The organism is Rhodococcus quanlei (assembly GCF_055231015.1).
In genome coordinates this window covers 151,027-169,469 of sequence record NZ_JBUYWD010000018.1, presented here as the reverse complement: position 1 = coordinate 169,469, position 18,443 = coordinate 151,027, and the positions used below count along the sequence as shown (strand labels likewise).

The 18,443-nt window shown below is 64.1% G+C and carries 16 protein-coding genes; 7 read left to right on the top strand and 9 right to left on the bottom strand.

Going from position 1 to position 18,443, the window contains the following annotated elements; genetic code table 11:
• Positions 1 to 98: 98 nt before the first annotated feature.
• From ACZI8Q_RS14475 to ACZI8Q_RS14465, 3 genes are all read right to left on the bottom strand, one after another.
• Entirely contained in the window at positions 99 to 932 is an 834-nt protein-coding gene (locus ACZI8Q_RS14475) for a DUF5666 domain-containing protein (RefSeq protein ID WP_463374237.1), read from the bottom strand.
• Between the two features lie 96 nt (positions 933 to 1,028).
• Positions 1,029 to 3,584, bottom strand: a complete 2,556-nt coding sequence (gene clpB, locus ACZI8Q_RS14470) for an ATP-dependent chaperone ClpB (RefSeq protein WP_463374236.1) — start codon at positions 3,582 to 3,584, stop codon at positions 1,029 to 1,031.
• A gap of 177 nt (positions 3,585 to 3,761) precedes the next feature.
• Complete coding sequence (locus tag ACZI8Q_RS14465; protein ID WP_463374235.1) at positions 3,762 to 4,841, bottom strand: alpha/beta hydrolase; 1,080 nt, start codon at positions 4,839 to 4,841, stop codon at positions 3,762 to 3,764.
• Between the two features lie 246 nt (positions 4,842 to 5,087).
• On the opposite strand from ACZI8Q_RS14465, the gene ACZI8Q_RS14460 reads away from it, so the two are divergent.
• From ACZI8Q_RS14460 to ACZI8Q_RS14440, 5 genes are all read left to right on the top strand, one after another.
• The gene (locus tag ACZI8Q_RS14460) at positions 5,088 to 6,251 is read left to right on the top strand and encodes a globin domain-containing protein (RefSeq protein ID WP_463374247.1); all 1,164 of its coding nucleotides are present in this window, start codon (positions 5,088 to 5,090) and stop codon (positions 6,249 to 6,251) included.
• 85 nt (positions 6,252 to 6,336) lie between these two features.
• Positions 6,337 to 7,095 carry an FAD-binding oxidoreductase gene (locus ACZI8Q_RS14455; RefSeq protein ID WP_463374234.1) on the top strand — a complete coding sequence of 253 codons (759 nt, stop codon included), beginning with the start codon at positions 6,337 to 6,339 and terminating at the stop codon, positions 7,093 to 7,095.
• 100 nt (positions 7,096 to 7,195) lie between these two features.
• A complete protein-coding gene (locus tag ACZI8Q_RS14450; protein ID WP_463374233.1) occupies positions 7,196 to 8,356 on the top strand; it encodes a globin domain-containing protein in 1,161 nt (386 codons plus the stop codon).
• A complete protein-coding gene (locus ACZI8Q_RS14445; protein WP_463374232.1) occupies positions 8,353 to 8,991 on the top strand; it encodes a DivIVA domain-containing protein in 639 nt (212 codons plus the stop codon). Before ACZI8Q_RS14450 ends, ACZI8Q_RS14445 begins: the two co-directional genes overlap by 4 nt.
• A 28-nt stretch (positions 8,992 to 9,019) precedes the next feature.
• The gene (locus tag ACZI8Q_RS14440) at positions 9,020 to 10,243 is read left to right on the top strand and encodes a globin domain-containing protein (RefSeq protein ID WP_463374231.1); all 1,224 of its coding nucleotides are present in this window, start codon (positions 9,020 to 9,022) and stop codon (positions 10,241 to 10,243) included.
• Positions 10,244 to 10,246: 3 nt separating this feature from the next.
• Here ACZI8Q_RS14440 and ACZI8Q_RS14435 read toward each other — a convergent pair whose 3' ends face one another.
• The 6 genes from ACZI8Q_RS14435 to ACZI8Q_RS14410 all read right to left on the bottom strand — a co-directional run bounded on the left by ACZI8Q_RS14435 (position 10,247) and on the right by ACZI8Q_RS14410 (position 16,961).
• The gene (locus ACZI8Q_RS14435) at positions 10,247 to 11,827 is read right to left on the bottom strand and encodes an AMP-binding protein (protein WP_463374230.1); all 1,581 of its coding nucleotides are present in this window, start codon (positions 11,825 to 11,827) and stop codon (positions 10,247 to 10,249) included.
• 100 nt (positions 11,828 to 11,927) lie between these two features.
• The gene (locus tag ACZI8Q_RS14430) at positions 11,928 to 12,341 is read right to left on the bottom strand and encodes a heat shock protein transcriptional repressor HspR (RefSeq protein WP_463374229.1); all 414 of its coding nucleotides are present in this window, start codon (positions 12,339 to 12,341) and stop codon (positions 11,928 to 11,930) included.
• A complete protein-coding gene (dnaJ, locus tag ACZI8Q_RS14425) occupies positions 12,341 to 13,525 on the bottom strand; it encodes a molecular chaperone DnaJ (protein WP_463374228.1) in 1,185 nt (394 codons plus the stop codon). The genes ACZI8Q_RS14430 and dnaJ overlap by 1 nt, the downstream gene beginning before the upstream one ends.
• Positions 13,526 to 13,548: 23 nt before the next feature.
• On the bottom strand, positions 13,549 to 14,232 hold the full coding sequence (grpE, locus tag ACZI8Q_RS14420; RefSeq protein WP_463374227.1) for a nucleotide exchange factor GrpE: 684 nt from the start codon (positions 14,230 to 14,232) through the stop codon (positions 13,549 to 13,551).
• Complete coding sequence (dnaK, locus tag ACZI8Q_RS14415) at positions 14,229 to 16,073, bottom strand: molecular chaperone DnaK (RefSeq protein WP_463374226.1); 1,845 nt, start codon at positions 16,071 to 16,073, stop codon at positions 14,229 to 14,231. The genes grpE and dnaK overlap by 4 nt, the downstream gene beginning before the upstream one ends.
• A 324-nt stretch (positions 16,074 to 16,397) precedes the next feature.
• The gene (locus tag ACZI8Q_RS14410; protein ID WP_463374225.1) at positions 16,398 to 16,961 is read right to left on the bottom strand and encodes a hypothetical protein; all 564 of its coding nucleotides are present in this window, start codon (positions 16,959 to 16,961) and stop codon (positions 16,398 to 16,400) included.
• Between the two features lie 148 nt (positions 16,962 to 17,109).
• Here ACZI8Q_RS14410 and ACZI8Q_RS14405 point away from each other — a divergent pair, with 148 nt between their 5' ends.
• Positions 17,110 to 17,667, top strand: coding sequence for a hypothetical protein (locus tag ACZI8Q_RS14405; RefSeq protein ID WP_463374224.1), 558 nt, complete (start codon positions 17,110 to 17,112; stop codon positions 17,665 to 17,667).
• Between the two features lie 94 nt (positions 17,668 to 17,761).
• Complete coding sequence (locus ACZI8Q_RS14400) at positions 17,762 to 18,433, top strand: enoyl-CoA hydratase/isomerase family protein (protein ID WP_463374223.1); 672 nt, start codon at positions 17,762 to 17,764, stop codon at positions 18,431 to 18,433.
• Positions 18,434 to 18,443: the final 10 nt, after the last annotated feature.

The following is an 18,443-nucleotide window of genomic DNA, read 5'->3' as shown; positions in this document are numbered from 1 at the left end:
CACCTACCCCAACTGGTGGGGGGCCCCGTCTTGGCCCCCACTCCTGCGTGTGTGTGGTTGACGAGTCTCTGGACTCGACAACCACTCACAGGGGAACCCTAATTTCCGCCGGTTCCGGGCAGCGAGGTGTTGATGATCATGTCCGCCGTCATCACACCGTTCTCGAGTTCACTGCCCTGCACCATGACCCGGTCACCCGGCTGCACGTCCGCGACAGTGCCCCCGGTCAGACCGACCACCCGAGTGTCCGGCGTGGTGCGAACAGTGACCGTCGACCCACCGATCCCGTCGAGGGTCAATGTGCCACCGTCGTTGGCGGTGACGGTGCCCATCGTCGCGCCGACCCCACCGAGGGCCTCACCGATGCCACCCGGAACCTGGTCGAGCCCCGGATCGTTCGAATCCGTCGGCTCGTCGGCCTCCGACGACGGCGGCGTCGTCTCCGTCGGTTCATCCTGCTGCGTCGTGGTGGCCGGGCCGGCGGTATTCGTCGAACCGTCACCTCCGGACCCGAACAACATGACACCGAAAAGAATCACAGCGATCAGGAGTAGCCCACCGGCACCGAGCGCCACCCACTTGCCGATTCCGCCCTTGTTGTTCTCGTCATCGGGCGGGGGAACCCCCTCCGGAGCCTGCGGGGGCGCATCGTACGGCGGGGGCCCGTAGGGCGGACCCCCGTAGGTGGGGAAAGCCTGCGTGGCGTTCGGCTGCTGAGGCTGCTGATATTGCTGCCCCTCATACGGCTGGCCCTGATACTGCTCGGTCGGGTACTCGTTCCCGTACGGCTGATTCGGGTACGGCGCGGGTGCATACCCCTGGCCGTACGCCTGAGCCGGATCGGACGTCGAGAATTGCTGAGTCGGCTGATCGGTCTCACGCGGGTCGTATGCGCGTTCTTGCGGTGTGCGCGGATCATCGGGGTTCGTCATGGCTCCCCTCCCTTACTGTCGGTACGCGCGAACAGGCTGTCAGCGTAGACGCACTTCTCGAGAAACCTCTGTGAAGGCGCCCACTCCGGCGGTAGCTCATCCGCCGAGTACGAGGCGATCCCCGTCTTCGGACACGGTCACCTGCACGGTGTCTCCGTCCTTGACTTCACCGGCGAGCAACAGCTTCGCGAGTTGGTCCCCGATCGCCTGCTGAACGAGCCGCCGCAACGGTCGGGCGCCGTACAGTGGGTCGTATCCACGCGCCGCCAGCCACGCCCGCGCCGAATCGGTCACGTCCAACGTCAGTCGCCGCGCCGACAGCCGCTTCGACAGTTGTTGCAGCTGGATATCGACGATCGACTCGAGTTGCTTCTCCGACAGCGGCTCGAACACCACCACGTCGTCGAGGCGGTTGATGAACTCCGGCTTGAACGCGTGCCGCACCGCTTCCATCACCTGCTCACGAGTTCCACCTGCACCGAGGTTCGATGTGAGAATCAAGATGGTGTTCCGGAAGTCGACGGTGCGCCCCTGCCCATCGGTCAGACGGCCCTCGTCCAGCACGGCCAGCAAGATGTCGAACACATCGGGATGCGCCTTCTCCACCTCGTCGAACAGCACCACGGTGTACGGACGACGGCGCACCGCTTCGGTGAGCTGTCCGCCCGCCTCGTACCCGACGTAACCGGGAGGTGCACCGACGAGCCGGGCAACCGAGTGCTTTTCGCTGTACTCGGACATGTCGATGCGGACCATGGCACGTTCGTCGTCGAACATGAAGTCGGCGAGAGATTTCGCCAGCTCCGTCTTACCGACACCGGTCGGCCCGAGGAACAGGAACGATCCCGTCGGACGGTTCGGGTCGGCCACACCGGCGCGGGCACGGCGCACCGCGTCCGACACCGCCTGCACGGCCTCCGACTGCCCGACGACGCGCCTGCCGAGTTCCGATTCCATGCGCAGCAGCTTCGCGGTCTCCCCTTCCATCATCCGGCCGGCGGGGATACCGGTCCACGCAGCGACCACGTCGGCCACGTCGTCCGGGCCCACCTCTTCCTTGAGCATGACGTCGCCGTCCGCCGCGGCGCCGGAATCGTGTGCCGCCTGCTCGAGTTCCTTCTCCAATTGCGGGATGCGCCCGTATCGCAGTTCGGCTGCCTTGCCGAGGTCACCGTCGCGTTCGGCCCGGTCGGACTCGCCGCGCAGGGTCTCGAGCTGCTCCTTGACCTCACGAACCGAGTCGATGGCCTGCTTCTCGTTCTGCCATCGCGTCGTCAGCTGATTGAGCTTCTCGCGCTCGTCCGCCAATTCCTGCCGTAGCTTTTCGAGCCGCTCCTGCGATGCAGCGTCCTGCTCCTTCTGCAGTGCCACTTCCTCGATCTCGAGCCGACGGACGATCCGCTCGACCGAGTCGATCTCCTCTGGCCGCGAATCGATTTCCATGCGCAGGCGTGACGCCGCCTCGTCGACCAGGTCGATGGCTTTGTCGGGAAGGAATCGGGAGGTGATGTAGCGGTCACTGAGCGTGGCGGCGGACACCAACGCCGAGTCGGTGATACGCACACCGTGGTGCACCTCGTACCGGTCCTTGAGGCCACGCAGAATGCCGACGGTATCTTCGACGGACGGTTCGCCGACGAGAACCTGCTGGAATCGTCGCTCGAGCGCGGCGTCCTTCTCGATGTACTTCCGGTACTCCTCGAGGGTGGTGGCGCCGACGAGCCGCAGTTCGCCACGGGCGAGCATCGGTTTGATCATGTTGCCGGCATCCATCGCCGACTCGCCGGTGGCACCGGCGCCGACGATGGTGTGCAACTCGTCGATGAAGGTGATGACCTGACCGGCCGAGTTCTTGATGTCGTCGAGGACGGCCTTGAGCCGCTCCTCGAACTCCCCACGGTATTTCGCACCCGCGACCATCGAGCCCAGGTCGAGTGCGACCACGGTTTTGCCGCGCAACGATTCGGGGACGTCGCCTCCGACGATGCGCTGGGCGAGACCCTCCACGATGGCGGTCTTACCGACGCCGGGCTCACCGATGAGCACCGGGTTGTTCTTGGTTCTGCGGCTGAGCACTTGGACCACTCGACGAATCTCGTTGTCACGGCCGATCACCGGATCCAGTTTCCCGTTGCGCGCCGCCTCCGTGAGGTCGGTGGAGTACTTCTCCAACGCCTGATAAGTACCTTCCGGGTCCGGGCTCGTGACCCGGGCACTGCCACGGACGGCGGTGAAGGCTTCGCGCAGCGTTTCCGGCGTCGCACCGTGCCGGGCGAGCAACGCGGACACATCGGAGTCACCGGATGCCAATCCGACCATCAGGTGTTCGGTGGAGACGTACTCGTCGTCGAGTTCGGTCGCCAGATGCTGCGCGGCGGTGAGCGCCGCAAGCGCCTCACGCCCGAGTTGTGGCGTCGTGGTGGAGCCGGTCGTCTTGGGAAGTTTGTCCACGAGAGTTTGTGCCTCGCGGTGCACCGAAGCCGGATCGACACCGACCGCCTTCAGGAGCGGGGTTGCGATGCCGTCGGTTTGATCGAGCAGGGCCGCCAGCAGATGAGCTGGTCGAATGTCGGGGTTGCCGGTCGACGACGCCGCCTGAAGGGCAGCGGTCATCGCGGCCTGCGTCTTGGTGGTCGGGTTGAACGAATCCACTGGTCACCTCTTCTGGTCGTCGAAAGACGCTGTCGTCGTGCCGCTCTGTCCTCGAATCGCACTGTGGTCGATCAGCGCGGCACGATCGCGCAGTATGAAGTCCGGGCTGTACGGGCCCGGACGATTCTCATACCGGTTCAACGCTCAAAAGGTTGAGTCTGTTCCGCTCAACTTCGATCAGTTCTCGAGGTCGAGCGATTCTGCGAGCACCGGCCAGGAATCGTGCAGGTCCTCTTCCCAGTATGGCCAGGTGTGTGTGCCCGTCGGCCGGATATTCACCGTTGCCGGAATTCCCAGGGTGTCCAGCTTTTCGGCCATGCGAGTGGTGCACTGGTACGTGATCGCCTCGATCAGTCCCCCCACCACCACTCGGGTGGCGAGCATCTTGTGGTCGCCGGCGACGGCCGGCGCATCGATCCGATCGTGCGGTCCCGGCTTGCCTGTCCCGCTCGAGATGTAGAGGGCGGTTCCCCGCAGCTTCTCGGCGTTCACGTAGGGATCGTTCTCCACCCACATGGGGTCGTTGGGTCCGCCCCACATGTTGACGGGGTTGCCGCCGTAATCGGAGACCGTGATCTCCACGAACCGGCGCGCGATCGGGTCGCTGGTCATCGCACATCCGCTGTATGCGCCCACCCCCTCGTACAGGCCGGGTGCGGCGATCGCGAGGTTCAGCACGGACGTGGTCGACATCGACAAACCGATCAGGGCGTTCTTCCCACTCGTGTCGAACGCAGAATCGATGATCGGCGGCAGTTCCTTCGTCATGAAGGTTTCCCACTGGTTGCGTCCCAATTCGGGGTCTTCACGCTGCCAGTCGGTGTAGTAGCTGGATTCGCCACCGAAGGGGATGATGAGATTGACGTTCTTGTCGGCGAAGAACTCGACGACGTCAGTGGTTTGTTCCCAGCCGCGGTCCGCCGAATTTCCTTCCACACCGCCGAGCATGTACACCGATGCCGACGCGCCTTCGGACGCGGTTTCGGCGTTCGGCCGCACCACCCGGACCGTGATGTCCTTGTCCATCGCAGCCGAATGCACTGTCAGGTCCATCTGACGGTCGGTGAGCTTCTCGGCCCCGCGCAGTGAGGAGCCGTTCGGCGCATCTTCGGCCGCCCGCTCCACCTTTGCGACGTTCACTACACCCCCACCCGAAGGGTCGGCACTCGCCACCGGACCGGCGAACGTCATGCACCCCGCCGCGGCCACGGCGATACACACTGCGGACCTCGACGCTTCACGCGCGCTGAACACCATCGATTCCCCTGTCGATTCTTCCCGGCACTCTCGAGCCGTTCACTTGCCGAGACCGCTCCATGTGCGACTTGCCGGGACATCATGGCATGCCTGGCAACCCCCGGTGGATCGAACCTGCCTTCTGGGGACCGAACCATCCTCGGTTCGCACCAGCGGATGCGGGATAGAATGCGGGCGCTCCACACGAAACGCGCACGAGAGCTCCCAGTGGGCTCGCACGGCAGGGGGAACCGATTGACCCAGGTCTTGGACGAGGCAACGATCTCACGACTTCGCGCCACTTTTTCGTCGATTCGGTCGACCGCGCACGGGCCGGGCTTGCTGTCCACGCACTTCTACACCGCACTGTTCTCGGAACAACCGCAGTATCGGTCGCTGTTCCCGGCCTCCATGGATTCGCAGAACGACAAATTCTTCCGCGCACTCGAGTTCGTCGTCGCCAATCTGGACGATCCGGAGCGGATGGAGGGATTCCTCGCCCAGTTGGGTCGAGATCACCGCAAGTTCGGCGTCGAGGGGCATCATTACCGATCTGCCGCCCATCCGCTCCTGATCGCCGTGCAGCGCGCGATGACCGAAGCGATCTGGACGCCCTCCCTCACCACGGCGTGGCAGAAACTGATCGACGTGATCACCGGGACGATGGCAACCGCCGCGGACAACGACGATGCCCCCGCCGCCTGGAGTGCCACGGTCGTCAGTCACGAACGCATCCTCGACGACCTCGCCGTCGTGCGGCTCGAGTGCGAGGCCCCCATCCCCTACGAGGCCGGTCAGTACCTGAGTGTTCAGATTCCGCAGCGACCGCGATTCTGGCGGTATCTGTCCCCTGCGATCCCGAGCAACCCGCACGGGCAACTCGAGTTTCACGTTCGGCGCGTGTCCGGTGGCTGGGTGAGTCCGGGGATGGTCTCGGAAACGCAGGTCGGCGACCGATGGCTACTGAGTTCGCCGCTCGGCGGACTCGAAGTCGACCGAACATCCGGTGAGGACGTGCTGATGATCGGTTCCGGAACAGGCATCGCACCACTGCGGGCACAGGTCATGGACATGGCGATGCGCGCGGAGAACCCGCGAGTCCACTTCTTCGTCGGCGGCAGATACCCGTGCGACCTGTACGACCTCGAGACGTTGTGGCAACTGTCGCTGAGCAACCCGTGGCTGACCATCGTTCCGGTATCCGAAGAGGACGAGAATCCGTGGTGGCACGCAGGGCAGATGCCACCGTGGCCATCAGGCCTGCATCAGCGGCTGCACGGACCGATCGGGCGCGTGGTCGCACAGTTCGGAAGCTGGGCCGATCGTCAGATTCAGGTTTCCGGCTCACCTGCGATGATCAAGACCACCCTCTACGCCTTGCAGAGTGTCGGCACCCCCTCGAGTCGGATCAGCCATGACCCCCTGCTTTGATGTCACGGATTTGATGTCACGGATTTGATGTCACGGATTTGATGTGACCGATTCGATGTCCAGTTCGACCGTCGGGAGACACAGCATGGAGTCCACATGGTCCGCCACCGTCGTGGAGCACCACCGCTTGCGACACGACCTCGCGGTGGTTCGCCTCGTCGGTGACGCTGTGCCGTTCGAGGCGGGTCAATACGTGGACGTGAGCATTCCCCAGAACCCTCGGTTGCTGCGCAGGTTGTCGCCGGCGCTGCCGCCGTCCAAGGACGGCAAGCTCGAATTCCACGTCCGAACCGTGCCCGGAGGATGGGTCAGCGGGGCGATCGTCGCCGACACCCGCCCCGGTGACAGATGGGAAATCCTCGACCCCCGCGGAACCATGGCGGTCGACGACACCGGCCGCGACGTGGTCATGGTGGCAGGAGGGTCCGGATTGGCCCCGTTTCGTTCGATCCTGCTCGACCTCGCCCAGCGCGAGAATCCACCCAAGGTCTTCCTCTTCGTAGGTGACCGCACGCCACGTGACCTGTACGCGTCGGACATGCTGCTGCTTCTCGTGCAGCAGCTACCCTGGCTCACAGTTGTTCCCGTGGTCGAGTCCGTGTACGACCCGGAGTGGCAGGACGACTGGTACGAGCAGATCCGCCAGAATCTCGGGTCCGATAGCATCGGGTTCAGGGAAGAAGACCTCATCGAAGGGAACCTGGCCGAGGTGGTGTCGTCCTACGGCGCCTTTGTCGACAACCAAGTCCTCGTCTGCGGCTCGGCTGCAATGGTCCGGGCGACCATCGATAGTCTGAGAGCTACCGGAACTCCTTCCGGGAACATCACGTTCGACCCCTACTGAAACTGAAACTTGCGTACCGGTCGTGTTACCGATTAACTCTCGGGGCGGCATCGATGGTGCCGCGAGAGCGAAAGGTACAAACGATGTCGCGAGGCCCTCGATGAACACCGCAGCGCTGCAGGCGAGTTGGGGTCAAGTCGTCGAGGTCGGCGACCCCGCCATCCAGTACTTCTACTCGCATCTGTTCCTGTCGCACCCCGAGGTCCGCGACATGTTCCCGGTGTCGATGACGGTTCAGCGAGATCGATTCTTCTCGGCCCTCGGACATATCATCACCAATGTCGAGTCGCTGCCCACCGATCGTGAGTACCTCGAACAGTTGGGGCGCGAACATCGCCGCTTCGGCGTCGTCAAAGCCCATTACCCCGCTGCCGGCGCCTCCCTGCTGGCCACACTCGCCCGTTTCCTCGGTCCCGCATGGACACCCGAACTGCGCCACGAGTGGGAGGCTGCATACGGTGCGGTCGCCGACATCATGGTCTCAGCGGCCGAAGCGTCGAAATCGAGTACTCCAGCCTGGTGGGATGCAGAAATCACCGGGGTGAAGCGCCACAGCCTCGACATCACGCTGATCGAGATTCGCACGTTCGAGCCCTACCCGTACGTCGCCGGCCAATCGATGGCGGTCGAGGTCCCGAATCGTCCCCGCGCGTGGCGCTATTTCAGTCCCGCCAGCGCGCAGCGCGACGACCATACGATGGAACTCCAGGTCGAGATCGTTCCTGGTGGGCAGGTAAGTCCCGAGCTGGCGCGCAACGTGCGCCCGGGTGACATCATCAAACTCGGCGCACCTGTGGGCAACAAGCTCACACTCGATCCCGACCACAGTGGAAACCTGCTCATGGTGGCAGGGGGAACCGGGCTTGCGCCGCTGCGCGCGGTTGTCGAAGAGCTCGACAACCGCTGGGGTACGTCTTCGGCCGCCCCCAACGTGCTGCTGTTTCACGGTGTGCGTTACACCCCGAACCTGTACGACCATGCTTATCTCGAGCACATGAGCAGTCGACCGTGGTTCACCTACATCCCGGTCGTGTCTCACGATCCCACGTTTCCCGGACAGCGCGGCTTGGTCGGCACGGTTGCCGCCGAAATGTACTGGTGGGAGGGCTATACCGCATTGGTGTGCGGCTCCGAGGGCATGGTTCGCCACACGGTGGACGAACTCGTTCGCACGGGCTTGGACCCCAAGGCGATACGCCACGAAGACTTCACTCCCCACGCTCCCACAGCACGTCCGAAACCAGCCGAGGTCCCCGCATGACGATAAGCGCAAAAGAAGTCCGCAACGTCCTGTTCGAACAAACCCCCATGCTCAAGCCGGGGTATGCGATGGACGAGGTCGACGACTTCCTCGACAAGGTCGCGATGACACTCGATTCCATGCAGGCCGCTCATGTGCGCCGTCCACCTCAGACCGACAACCGGGAACTCGTCGAGTTGCGGCGTCGCGTGAGCGAACTCGAGGGACGCAACAGTGCTGCCACCGAGCTGAAGCGCGAGCGGGACGAAGCACTGCGCGAGCGCGACAACGCGTTGCGCGAGCTCGCAGACCAGCAAGGAGCGCAACGGGAAAACGACGAAATCTCGTCCCGCGCCGTGGATTTGTTGAGTCAGGCTCAGGCGTCTGCCGACCGAACGGTCGCCGAAGCGGACCGCTACGCGCAAGAACTCGTCGCGGACGCGCGCAGCCAGTTCGAGGAGATCCTCACGAACGCCCGTGAAGTCGCCGCACGTGCAGGACTCATGGATGCCCGACCCGCCAGCGCGCCAGGACCGGACATCGACCACCTGCGTCGTTGCGCCGAACAAGCGCAGCAGCAATTGCACATCATGCTCACCAAGTTGTCGCCGGAAGCAGTTCCCACAGCCCGGAATTCCGGTGCGCCCGTCCACTGACCAGCCACGACAGAAGCGGAGACACATCATGTTGTCGACCGAATCCAAAGAAGTGATCAGAGCGACGCTGCCTGCAGTCGGCGGCGCCATCGGGGACATCACCCCGCTGTTCTACCGCAAGTTGTTCGCAGCTCACCCCGACCTCGAGCGTGACCTGTTCAACCGTGGCAACCAGAACCAAGGTGAGCAGCAGAAAGCGCTCGCAGGTTCGATTGCTGCCTTCGCGACATTGCAACTCGAACCGGACCAGGCGAAGGTCGACGCCATTCTGTCGCGCATCGCTCACAAGCACGCTTCGCTGGGCGTGGAACCGGACGCTTACTGGATCGTCCACAAGTACCTGTTCGAGGCCATCGTCGAGATCCTCGGTGAGGCAGTCACGCCCGAGGTCGCGTCTGCCTGGGACGAGGTGTACTGGCTGATGGCGAACACCCTGATCGGTATGGAAGCCGGCCTGTACGAGTCGGCAGGCGTGAAGCCGGGCGACGTGTGGCGCACGGTGAGGGTGCGTGATCGCATCTACCAGTCCGCGGACTCCGTATCGTTCGTTCTCACGTCCGTCGACGGTCAGGCTCTACCACAGTTCTCGCCCGGCCAGTACATCTCGGTCGGTGTGACACTCCCGGACGGGGCTCGCCAGATCCGTCAGTACAGCCTGTCGTCGGCGCCGTCGCGCGGTGACTGGCGTATCACCGTCAAGCGCATCCTGGAGAAGACCGAGGCAGACGGTTCCATCTCCCCTGCCGGCGAAGTGTCGAACCACCTGTACAACAACGTGTTCGAAGGCGACGAGCTGACGGTGAGCCTGCCGTTCGGGGACCTCGTGATCGTCGACGACGGCAGCCCCGTGTTGCTCGCGTCGGCAGGCATCGGCTGCACTCCGATGATCGGCATCCTCGATCACCTGGCGCAGACCTCCGACGAGCGGAAGGTGTCGGTGCTGCACGCCGACCGCTCGGCCGCGCACCACGCACACCGACTCGAGTTGGCGCAGCTGGTCGGCCGTCTTCCGAGCGCCGAGGTGCACCAGTGGTACGAGGACCTCGGTGCGCGCGATCACCGCGGGGTGGTCCGCGAAGGTCACGCCGACCTGTCCGAGATCGCTCTCGATCCTGCAACCCGCGCCTACCTGTGCGGACCGCTGCCGTTCATGCTGTCGCTCAAGCAGGCGTTGATCGCACGGAACGTGCCCGAGGAGAACATCCACTACGAGGTGTTCGGCCCGGACACCTGGGCGGGCGCCACTTCCTGAACCTCACCCGACCAGACGACCCTGTGCGCCCTGCCAGTAGCGGGCGCGCAGGGTCTTCTTGTCGAGTTTGCCCAGCGGAGTGAGCGGGAGTTCGTCGACGAAGTCCACCGACTTCGGTGCGTGAACCGAACCTTTCGCGGCCCTCACGTTGTCTACGAGTTCGTCGGCGCCCACCGTCTGCCCCGACCTGAGCACGACGCAGGCCTTGACCGCCTCACCCCACTTCTCGTCCGGGACACCGACAACCGCAACGGACCCGACCGCAGGGTGCGCGGAGATGACGTCCTCTATCTCGCGGGGGAACACGTTGAATCCGCCGGTGACGATCATGTCCTTCTTGCGGTCGACGATGGTCATGAAACCGTCACGGTCCCGGCGTGCGACGTCCCCGGTGTGTAGCCAACCGCCCCGGAACGCCTCGGCCGTCTCCTCCGGTTTGTTCCAGTACCCCTTCATCACGAGCGGTCCGCGCACACAGATTTCGCCGAGCTCACCCTGCGGAACCTCGTTCAGGTCGTCGTCGAGGAGTTTCACGTCGAGCCAGGGGACGGGGCGACCGCACGTGGCGAGGCGGTCCGGGTCGTCGGCGACGTGTTCTTCCTTGCGGAGGACCGCGATGGTCATCCCGCATTCGGTCTGCCCGTAGAACTGGAAGAAGATCTGACCGAACTTGTCGATGCCTTCCTTCAATCGCGCAGGCGACATTGCCGAAGCACCGTAGAAGAGGGTTTCGAGGCTCGATACGTCACGCTTCGCGAGGTCCGGATGATCCATCAGCAGGTAGATCATGGTCGGTACCAGCATCGTGGCGGAGATCTTGTACTTCTCGATCGCTTCGAGGACCGCCGCGGGCTCGAAGGCGGGCAACACGACCAGGGCGCCGCCGCGCAGCAGTGTCGGGATGAAGAATGCGGCGCCGGCATGTGAGAGCGGTGTGCAGATGAGGAATCGGGGCTCATCCGGCCATTGCCATTCGGCCATCTGAATCTGGTTGAGCGCGGCCCCGGACCGATAGGTACCGATCACCCCTTTGGGCTTGCCCGTCGTGCCCCCGGTGTAGACCATGCTGCTCGGATCCTCCGGCCCGACATCTGCCGTCCGGAGGGGCTGCGGCTCGAACTTTGCGGCGAGCGCCAGGATATCGATACCGACCTCGGACGGGCCCAGTGACAACACGTTTTCGATGGTGGGAGATGCGGCCTTCAGTTGCGCTGCCCGCTCCTCGAAGAATCTCGGGTCGAAGATCAGGGTTTCGATCTCGGCGTCGTCGACGATGTAGGTGTGGTCGTCGAAGGATCCCATCGGGTTCAGTGCGCTGGCACGGCAGCCGGAAATCATGGTGGCGCCCATACTGATGAGCACCTCCGGGCGATTTTTCGACAGCATGGCCGTACTCGAACCCTTGCCGATACCCAGCGAGGCCAGTGCCTGCGCAAATCTGCTGATCTGGTCGCGCATCTGCGCACCGGTCAACACCACGTCACCGAGGTAGAGGGCGGGCTTGTCCAGATTTCGGTCCAGTGCGGCGACGAGAAGATCCGCGGTATACGCGGGGCGGTGCAGGTTTGCGTACTCGTCCGTCATCGGTGTCCTCACTCTGCACGAAGGCTGTGTCCTCGGTCACCGACACGATAACGTCGATCCGGAAAAACTGAAACCTGTTACACCTGATTTTTCTCAGGTCTCAGTTGTCGCGCTGGTGCTTCGGCTTCCACACGACGAGCGCCGTGCTCCGCGGCACGGGGACGAGGTCGCCGCGGTATCCCGAGTGCAGTTTGGCGATTTCCTCGGCCATCTCACGCACTCGATGTTGCAGTGCCTCCACCTGATTGGTGAGTTCGATGATGCGTTTGATGCCGGCGAGGTTGACGCCCTCGTCCTGAGAAAGTCGCTGCACTTCGCGGAGCATCGCAACGTCGCGCGGCGAATATCGGCGGCCACCACCGGTGGTGCGGTGCGGAATGACGAGGCCGAGTCGGTCGTAGTTGCGCAGGGTCTGCGCGTGCATACCCGCCAAGTCGGCCGCCACCGAGATCACGAAGATTTGCGCATCGGGGTCAACCGTTGATTCACGGGAGTCGCGTCGGCGGTCGGTCATCAGACACCTGCCCACCCGGCCCTGGGATCGAAGCCGCTGGCCTTCTCGGCGTCCAGATACGCTTCCAGTGCTTCGGTTGCATGGTCGTCGAGCTTCTGCGGGACCGCAACCTTCACGGTCACCAGGAGGTCACCACTGCCGCCGCCACGCTTGGGTACGCCGCGACCGCGGACGCGCAGGATTCGGCCGTCGGCCGTGCCCGCAGGCACTTTGACGCCGACGCGGCCCTCGAGAGTGGGAACCGACACCGTGGTGCCCAGTACGAGTTCGCCGTAGCTGACGGGAACCACGAGCGTCAGGTCGTCTCCGTTGCGGCCGAACACCTTGTCCGCACGCACACGGACGGTGACGAACAGGTCGCCTGACGGTGCGCCGCGCAGTCCGGCTTCGCCCTGCCCGGCAAGACGGATCTTCTGCCCGTCGCTGACGCCTGCCGGGACGCGGACGGTGATGGTGCGGGTCCGGTTGGTGACACCGCTGCCTCTGCAGTCGGCGCACGGCGAATCGATGATCGATCCGGTGCCGCGACAGTCGTCGCACGGCTCGCTGAAGCCGAACGCCCCCTGGTTGCGGCTGATGACACCACTGCCGTTGCAATGCGGGCACACACGTGGGCTGGTGCCGGGTTTGGCGCCGCTTCCGTGACACGTGGTGCACGGAGACGGGCTGGTCAGACGCAGCGGAACGGTGACTCCGAGTGCCGCTTCACGGAATTCGAGTGTCGTCTCGGTTTCGACGTCGCCACCACGGCGCGGCCTGGAGGCGCGGGGACCTCGAGCTGCGCCACCACGGTTGAACAGACCACCGAAGACGTCGCCGAGTCCACCGTCGGCTCCACCTGCACCGCCACCGAACAGGTCGTTGATGTCGAAGCCACCCTGAAATCCGCCGCCGCCGGCACCGCCGCCGGGGCTGAAGCCACCGCCGGATCGTCCGAAGCCGCCACTGGCGAAGAGCCGACGAGCTTCGTCGTATTCCTTGCGTTTGGCCGGATCACCCAGCACGGCTTTTGCTTCGCTGACCGCTTTGAACCGGTCTTCGGCTTTGGTGTCGCCAGGGTTCTTGTCGGGGTGCAGGCTGGACGCGAGCTTTCGGTATGCCCGCGTGATTTCGTCCTGCGAGGCGTCGGAGGAGACGCCCAGCTCCTTGTAGAAGTCCTTCTCGATCCACTCCCGTTGGCTCACCGGGCGTCTCCTCCTCTCGCTTCTTACTGTTGTTCCGGCTCGGCGGCGTCCGCCAGGTCGGTGTCGTTCGTGTCGGCAGGCGCAGCACCTTCGGCACGATCTGTCACGCCTACCATCGCATGCCGCAGAACGCGTTCACCGAATTTGTAGCCTTTTCGCATGACCATGCCGAGGACCGGGTCGTTGCCCTCACCCTCGTGCTGGACTGCTTCGTGCAGTTCCGGGTCGAACGGATCGCCCTCGGCACCGAACTCACTCAATCCGAGCGAGGTGAGAGTACCGGTCAGCTTGTCCGCCACACCCTTCAGCGGTCCCGAGTCGAGATCGCCGTGTGCGCGAGCACGGTCCAGATCGTCGAGTACGCCGAGCAACTCGCTGACCACCGACGCCTTGGCACCGGCGATGTCGGCCTGCTTGTCCCGCTGCACACGTCGACGGTAGTTGGCGTACTCCGCCTGCAAACGCTGCAGATCCGCGGTGCGCTCTGCGAGTTCGTCGGTCTCCGGTGCCGCAGCCTCGACTGTGGGCTCTTCGACCTCCGCAGCGGCACCGTCGGTGGCACTGCCGTCCTGCACGTCCCCTGTCACATCCGAGCCGGCAAGCGGCTGAGCTTCTTCAGCCGCTTCCCGTACTTCACCGGTATCGGGGTCGATCTTTCGCTTGTCGACGAAAGTTACCGGCTCCTGCTCGGAGTTCTCGGACGTCACTTCTTCTCCGAGTCGGACGGTTCGTCGACAACCTCTGCGTCGACGACGTCGTCGTTGCTGCTTGCAGAGTCGCCGTCGGTGTTGGCGGCTTCCTCGGCGGCAGATGCCTCGTAGATGGCCTGACCCAGAGCCTGCGACTCCGCACCCAACTTCTCGACGGCAGCCTTCACAGCCGCGAGGTCGGTGCCGGCAAGTGCGTCCTGCGCCTCCTTGATCGCTGCCTCGACCTTTTCCTTGGTCTCGGCGGGCACCTTTTCCTCGTTGTCCTTGATGAACTTCTCGGTCTGGTGCACGAGCGACTCGGCCTGGTTGCGAGTCTCGGCCTCTTCGCGACGGGCCTTGTCCTCCTCGGCGTGTGCCTCGGCGTCCTTGACCATGCGGTCGATCTCTTCCTTGGACAGACCGGAGCCGTCCTGGATCTTGATCGTGTTTTCCTTGCCCGTGCCCTTGTCCTTGGCGGTCACGTGCACGATGCCGTTGGCGTCGATGTCGAAGGTGACCTCGATCTGCGGTACACCACGCGGGGCGGGCGGCAGATCAGCCAGTTCGAAGGAGCCGAGCAGCTTGTTGTGCGAGGCGATTTCGCGCTCACCCTGGAACACCTGGATCTGCACCGAAGGCTGGTTGTCGTCGGCCGTGGTGAAGGTCTCGGACCGCTTGGTGGGGATGGTGGTGTTGCGCTCGATGAGCTTGGTCATCACACCACCCTTGGTTTCGATACCGAGGGACAGCGGGGTGACGTCGAGGAGCAGAACGTCCTTGACCTCGCCCTTGAGGACACCGGCCTGCAGCGCGGCGCCGACGGCGACGACCTCGTCCGGGTTGACGCCCTTGTTGGGCTCACGTCCGCCGGTGAGCTCCTTCACCAGGTCGGACACTGCGGGCATACGGGTGGAACCACCGACGAGAACGACGTGGTCGATGTCCTTGACGGCGATGCCGCTGTCCTTGACGACAGCCTGGAACGGTGCGCGGGTGCGATCGAGCAGATCTGAGGTGATCTTCTGGAATTCGCTGCGGGTCAGCTGCTCGTCGAGGAACAGCGGGTTCTTGTCCGCGTCCACCGTGATGTACGGCAGGTTGATCGAGGTGCTCTGACCGGAGGACAGTTCGATCTTGGCCTTCTCGGCTGCCTCACGCAGACGCTGGAGCGCCATCTTGTCCTTGGTGAGGTCGATGCCGTTCTGCGACTTGAACTTCTCGACGAGCCAGTCGACGATGCGCTGATCCCAGTCGTCGCCACCGAGGTGGTTGTCACCGGAGGTGGCGCGAACCTCGACGACGCCGTCGCCGATTTCGAGCAGCGAGACGTCGAAGGTGCCGCCACCGAGGTCGAAGACCAGGATGGTCTGCTCGGAATCGCCCTTGTCCAGCCCGTACGCGAGCGCGGCTGCGGTGGGCTCGTTGACGATGCGCAGCACGTTGAGGCCGGCGATCTGACCGGCTTCCTTCGTGGCCTGGCGCTGTGCGTCCTCGAAGTATGCGGGAACCGTGATGACGGCATCCGTGATGTCCTCGCCGAGGTAGGCCTCCGCGTCGCGCTTGAGCTTCATGAGCGTGCGGGCGCTGATCTCCTGCGACGTGTACTTCTTGTCGTCGATTTCGACGTTCCAGTCGGTGCCGATGTGGCGCTTGACGGAACGGATGGTGCGGTCGACGTTGGTGACGGCCTGGTTCTTGGCGGGCTGACCGACCAGAACTTCACCGTTCTTCGCGAATGCGACGACGGAAGGCGTGGTGCGTGAGCCTTCGGCGTTGGCGACCACTACGGGCTCGCCGCCTTCCAGCACAGACACGACAGAGTTTGTAGTACCGAGGTCGATACCGACGGCACGAGCCATAGTGTTTCCTCACTTTCGTAATGCAGCTGGTCAGTTCGTTTGGGCTGCGGGGAGTGGCGCTGCTTGTCAAACACCGCTGAGCGCCTTCCGCTCAAGTTTGCCTCCGGAGCATGTCCGACGTCAACTCGAAGCTGAGCCTGGTGCGCTCAAGTTTGTCGTAATGCTCAACGGAGGGACTTTCGGAATTGTTCCCGCCTCGCAAAAAAGGTCCTCGGACGAATGGAACATCCGTCCGATCTGACGGGACGGATGTTCCATTCGTGCCGGTGCGCACTCGCAGAAGCCAGCCGGTTACCGCTTACGCACTAGAGTCACTGAGTTCGGTCACGGAACCGAGATCGCGATAACCCCTGGGATTAGGTTGATCGGGACTGGTGGCGCCTGGTATGGCGTGCGCATCTCCGTGACCGTGGCCACTACGGGACCCGAGCCGGTGACCGCGGTCGCCGAAGTGGGGAGCTTCTCGCTCGGAGAGTCGTACTCGAAGTCGGGGCGATCCCAGTGCCGAAGCGGCACCTCACCTGTCGCGCCGGTGGCAAGGTTGCGCCACGACACCAGAAGGTGCCGATACGAATACTGATAGTACTGCGGCGCTTCGAGATTCGAGGCCGGATCTTGAACCGAGAAGGTCACCCCCGCCGGCGGTGGCGGATTCTGCAGCGTGGCGGGCGCCAGGTCTGCCGTGACCGTGATCGGCCGGAACGATCCGCCGGGAACTCCACCGGGCCCGATTTCGAGACCACTGATCGCAGGAAGGCTGAAGGTCAGCGCGTCGGCCGCCACTGGATGCGGGGCGGGCGAAGGTGATGCCGCGGCAGTTGCGGCAGGTGCTGCCCCCACGGCAAGCGCAGTGGCGGCGACGATGATCGTCCGGCGTACTCGTGACATCTGCTACTCCTCCTCTGTCGGTGCTACAGGTGCACAACCTTTGATGTCCACACCGACAGTGTCGCAGGCAAACACCAGATCGTTAACGATGCGAGCGAGATGAGGAACAACCCTCCGCCTCCGCCGGTCGCAGCGTTACGCTCCGATCGTGACGAGCCCCTCCGAACATTCACCGCGCTCCAGCACTCCTGGACCGCCTCCACCCCGGCCGGAGGTCGCGATCACACCTCTGCGTACGACGCCGAGCGACCGGATACCGAAAGCGGTGAGTGTCTCGTTGGCAGCGTGGGCCGCGTCCGTCGCGCTGCTGGCCGGGATCGCCGGCGCGACCCTACTCGACCTCGCGGACGTCCGGGATTCGCTCGAGCGCGCCGTATCCGCAAACAACTCCGGAGACGACCCGGCAGACATCGCCGACACGATCGGACTCACCCTGATCGGCAGTGCGGGGATGGCACTGGTTCTCGCGCTGGTGACGTCGCTGGGCGCCCTGTTGTTGCGGCGCCGCAAAGCGTCGGGACGGGTGGTTCTGGCCGTAACAGGCGTGGCCGCCGTGGCGGGCGGTATCGGTTTCTGGATGTTGATGTCCGACGCCGGTGAGGCAACTGCAGGCGTTCTGCAGTGGGCACCCCTCGTTTATTGCGCGATGGTCGCGGCGGCGGTATGCGCGTCGTTCACGCCCGCCGCAAGGTCCTGGTTGCACTGACCTCTCCGCCCGCACCGGGTTTTAGAGCGTTTGCTCTGTTACGCTCACTGGTGTTCCGTCACCACTCGGTCCGGAACATCTGTCGACGGAAGGAATGACCCTCATGCCATCGATCGAGCAGGACGGCGCCATCTGGACACTCGACCTCGGAGACGACGAGAATCGTTTCAGCCTGGAATGGCTCGCGTCCGTCAACGGATTCCTGGACGAACTCGAGGCCGGCACGGATGCAGCGGCTCTCGTGACCATCGGAACCGGAAAGTTCTTCTCCAACGGGCTGGACATCGAATGGGTGGCCCAGCACCTGGACGAGCACGCCGAGTACGTCGAGCGAGTGCACACCCTGTTCGCCCGGTTCCTCACTCTTCCCGTCCCGACCGTCGCCGCGGTGAACGGTCATGCTTTCGGTGCGGGCGCCATGCTGGCTCTCGCACACGACTACCGGATCATGCGGGAAGACCGTGGCTTCTTCTGCTTCCCCGAGGCCGACATCAAGGTGCCGTTCGCACCGGGAATGTCTGCTCTCATCACCAGCAAGCTGACGCCCAGCGCTGCGGTCAAGGCGATGACCACCGGACATCGTTATGCCGGCCCGCAGGCATGCGAAGACGGTCTCGTCGACGCCACCGCCCAACTCGGCGTACTCCAGTCCGAAGCCGCCGACTACGTTCGTCCCTTCATCGGCAAAGACCGCAACACCGTCGGCACGATCAAGAAGATGATGTTCGCTTCGACCGTCGACACGTTGAGTCAGGATGTCAGCTGACTCGTACCCC

Coding starts and splice junctions, on each gene's coding strand:
- ACZI8Q_RS14465 (WP_463374235.1), bottom strand. CDS start 4,841: ATGGTGTTCAGCGCGCGTGAAGCGTCGAGGTCCGCAGTGTGTATCGCC.
- ACZI8Q_RS14455 (WP_463374234.1), top strand. CDS start 6,337: ATGGAGTCCACATGGTCCGCCACCGTCGTGGAGCACCACCGCTTGCGA.
- ACZI8Q_RS14400 (WP_463374223.1), top strand. CDS start 17,762: ATGACCCTCATGCCATCGATCGAGCAGGACGGCGCCATCTGGACACTC.
- ACZI8Q_RS14440 (WP_463374231.1), top strand. CDS start 9,020: ATGTTGTCGACCGAATCCAAAGAAGTGATCAGAGCGACGCTGCCTGCA.
- dnaK (WP_463374226.1), bottom strand. CDS start 16,073: ATGGCTCGTGCCGTCGGTATCGACCTCGGTACTACAAACTCTGTCGTG.
- ACZI8Q_RS14475 (WP_463374237.1), bottom strand. CDS start 932: ATGACGAACCCCGATGATCCGCGCACACCGCAAGAACGCGCATACGAC.
- ACZI8Q_RS14435 (WP_463374230.1), bottom strand. CDS start 11,827: ATGACGGACGAGTACGCAAACCTGCACCGCCCCGCGTATACCGCGGAT.
- ACZI8Q_RS14430 (WP_463374229.1), bottom strand. CDS start 12,341: ATGACCGACCGCCGACGCGACTCCCGTGAATCAACGGTTGACCCCGAT.
- ACZI8Q_RS14410 (WP_463374225.1), bottom strand. CDS start 16,961: ATGTCACGAGTACGCCGGACGATCATCGTCGCCGCCACTGCGCTTGCC.
- ACZI8Q_RS14450 (WP_463374233.1), top strand. CDS start 7,196: ATGAACACCGCAGCGCTGCAGGCGAGTTGGGGTCAAGTCGTCGAGGTC.
- ACZI8Q_RS14445 (WP_463374232.1), top strand. CDS start 8,353: ATGACGATAAGCGCAAAAGAAGTCCGCAACGTCCTGTTCGAACAAACC.